At 62.9% G+C, this 2981-nt stretch carries 3 protein-coding genes and 1 pseudogene; 1 reads left to right on the forward strand and 3 read right to left on the reverse strand.

Annotated features, from left to right (window positions below):
• From grxD to WEA77_RS09680, 3 genes are all read right to left on the reverse strand, one after another.
• Positions 1 to 321: Grx4 family monothiol glutaredoxin (grxD, locus tag WEA77_RS09670; RefSeq protein WP_368067668.1), on the reverse strand; the 321-nt coding region annotated here is incomplete at its 3' end.
• A 77-nt stretch (positions 322 to 398) separates the two neighbouring features.
• A complete protein-coding gene (locus WEA77_RS09675) occupies positions 399 to 2231 on the reverse strand; it encodes a M2 family metallopeptidase (RefSeq protein ID WP_368067669.1) in 1833 nt (610 codons plus the stop codon).
• A 68-nt stretch (positions 2232 to 2299) separates the two neighbouring features.
• On the reverse strand, positions 2300 to 2530 hold the full coding sequence (locus tag WEA77_RS09680) for a BolA/IbaG family iron-sulfur metabolism protein (protein WP_368067670.1): 231 nt from the start codon (positions 2528 to 2530) through the stop codon (positions 2300 to 2302).
• 116 nt (positions 2531 to 2646) lie between these two features.
• On the opposite strand from WEA77_RS09680, the pseudogene WEA77_RS09685 reads away from it, so the two are divergent.
• Positions 2647 to 2981: pseudogene (locus WEA77_RS09685) on the forward strand (hypothetical protein); the annotation flags it as partial.

Consider the following 2981-nt stretch of genomic DNA (forward strand, 5'->3'; position numbering starts at 1 on the left):
GATGCCCTTTTCGGCGAAGAGTTCCTTCAGCTCGCCGTTCTCGAACATTTCCTTGAGGATGTCGCAGCCGCCGATGAACTCGCCCTTTACGTAGAGCTGGGGGATGGTGGGCCAGTTGGTGTACTGCTTCACGCCGTCGCGCACGGCGGCGCTCTCGAGCACGTTGGTGGAGACATATTCCACGCCGAGATAGTCGAGGATCTGCACCACGCTCGACGAGAAGCCGCACTGCGGGAAGGTCGGTGTGCCCTTCATGAAGAGGACCACGTCATTGGCTTTTACGGCCTTGTCGATGGCGTCGAGAGTTGCTTGGTCAGTCATGATTGGGCTCCGGATTTAACTTTCATGTGAGATGGGCGCCGGGCGGCGTCAAGGTTTGGACACCGCCCGCGCCGCATTTACCATCCGCAGGTCTGACCTGCGTTCTGTTCTTTGAGGTAGCCCATCAGCGGGTCGAAATACTCGATGATGGCGCTGCCATCCATTTCGCGGGTACCGGTGAACTTCTCGAGCGTGTCCGGCCAGGGCTGCGAGTTGCCGGCTTTCAGCATCTCGTTGAACCGGGCGCCGACTTCCTTGTTCCCGTAGATCGAGCAGCGGTGCAGCGGGCCGTCCCAGCCGGCTTGCTCGCAGGCGGCCTTGTGGAACTGGAACTGCATTATGAAGCTCAGGAAGTATCGCAGATACGGCGTGTTGCCGGGGATGTGATACTTCGCGCCTGGATCGAACGCGTCGGCCGGGCGCGGGCCGGGCGGCACGATGCCCTGGTTCTGCAGGCGCAGGTCCCACCAGGCGGTGTTGTAGTTTTCCGGCGTCGTCTCGCCGGCGAGGACGCCCCAACGCCAGCTGTCCACCGTAATGGCGAAGGGCAGGAAGGCGATCTTGTCGAGCGCGGTCTGCATCAGCAGGGCAGTGTCGGCATCGGCGCCGGGCATGTCAGCGTCGGAGATCAGGCCGATCTGCTTGAAATATTCCGGCGTGATCGAGAGAGAGACGAAATCGCCGATTGCTTCGTGGAAGCCGTCATGGGCGCCGTTCTTGAACAGGAAGTCCTGGTCCTTGTAGGCACGCTGGTAGTAGTTGTGACCGAGTTCGTGGTGGACGGTGTAGAAGTCCTCTGAGTTCACCTCGGTGCACATCTTGATGCGCACGTCTTCCTCGTCGTCGAGGTCCCAGGCTGAGGCGTGGCACTGCACTTCCCTGCCTTCCGGACGCACGATCATGGAGCGTTCCCAGAAGGTCTGCGGCAGCGGATCGAGGCCGAGCGAGACGAAGAAGGCTTCGGCCGTCTCAACCATCTTGATCGGCGTGTAACCCTGCTCAACGAGGCGCTCAGTGAGGTCATACTTGAGCGGCGCGGTCGGCGGCTGGACGACGTCATAGATGTTCGACCATTGCTGCGCCCACATATTGCCGAGCAGGTCCGCACGGATCGGGCCCGTCGCGGGCTGGATGGCCTCGCCGTATTTCTGGTTGAGCGCGGCGCGCGTGTAGCAGTGCAGCTCTTTGTAGAGTGGCTCGACCTGGCCCCAGAGGCGGGCGACTTCAGCTTCCATCTGCTCGGGCGCCATGTCGTACCCGGACAGCCACATCTGGTCGAGGCTGGGATAGCCGAGTTCACGGGCGCCTTCATTGGCGAGCGTGACCATCGCGCCATAGTCTTCCTTCATCGGCGGCGAGATCGTATGCCAGCCTTCCCAGACGGCCCGGGTGACGGCCGGGTTGCGCGAAGTCTCGATGATGGTCGAAGCTTCGTCGAGCGTGATCATCTTGCCTTGATATTCGAACTTGCCGGTGCCGTAGGCGGCATCGAGGTCGGTCGTAAGTTTCGAAAGTTCCTCAGCGGCGCCTTCGCGCGAGGGAGCCGGAATGGTTATACCGCCGCGCAGGATCCGCATCTTGCGGGAAAGGTCCGGCGGCAGCTGTGAGATGTCAAACTGCTTGGACTCGTTGGCGAGCGAGACGACCAGCTTGGTCGCCTTGGCGCCTGCGTCGGCGGCGGCAGCGTTGGTCTCGGGCGTGATGTCGGTCGCCTGGTTCCAGAAGGCCTGTGCGGCGACCTTGTTCATCTCCGCCATTTCCGTCTCGGCCCGGCCGAGGAAGGTGCGCGCGGCGATCGCCGCCTCTTCGGCCGCGATGGCGGATGGATCGGCGCGGTCCTGATCTGGGGTGCAGGAAACGAGCAAAAGGCCGAGCGCGGCGGCGCTCACAGATTTCATCAGATTTGACATGGGGTCTCCCTCCCAAGGATTTGCCGCAGCAGACAGCGAACCGGCCCCTGCGTCAATCTGGAGAAGGCTTACGGCGCGCGGGTCTTCAGGGCGAGGGCATGCAGCGCGCCGCCCATGTGCCCTTGCAGGGCGTCATAGACGAGCTGGTGCTGGCGCACGCGCGGCAGGCCGGCAAAGCGGGCGCTGACGATCTCGGCCTGCCAGTGGTCATTGTCGCCGGCGAGGTCGATCAACGTGATTTCGGCGTCCGGGAAGCCTTCCTTGAGATATTTCAACAGTATGTCTTGGTTCATCGCCATGCCTTGTCTCCTGCCTCACGGTGGGGTGACTAGGCACATGCGGCGGCGCGGCCTAAGGGTCAAGCGTACGCACGCAATATGGGGGCTGGATGGACTGGAAACACTTGAAAAAGGGCATGGCCACAGGCCTGTTCGGGATGCTGGTCCTGTTGGCCGGCGTATGGGCTTTCTGGCCGAAGGGGCCGGACAAACTGCCGGGTGTGACCTACGCGGCGCAGTCTGTCGATCCCGGTCCGATGCTCCATCTGGCCGAGGTGCTGTCTTCTGATGCCCTTGAAGGGCGAGGGGCGACGAGCCCCGGCAATGACGCCGCCCGCGGCTTCATCCGCAAGCGTTTCGAAGACACGGGCGTAGAGCCGTATCTGCCGGGCGGGTGGGAGCAGTCCTTCACGATCCTGCCGAAGACTGCCGACGCGAGCGCCGGGACCGGCGTAAACCTCGTCGGCTGGGT

Origin of the sequence: Hyphomonas sp. (assembly GCF_040882205.1) — a bacterium.
Lineage (GTDB): Bacteria > Pseudomonadota > Alphaproteobacteria > Caulobacterales > Hyphomonadaceae > Hyphomonas.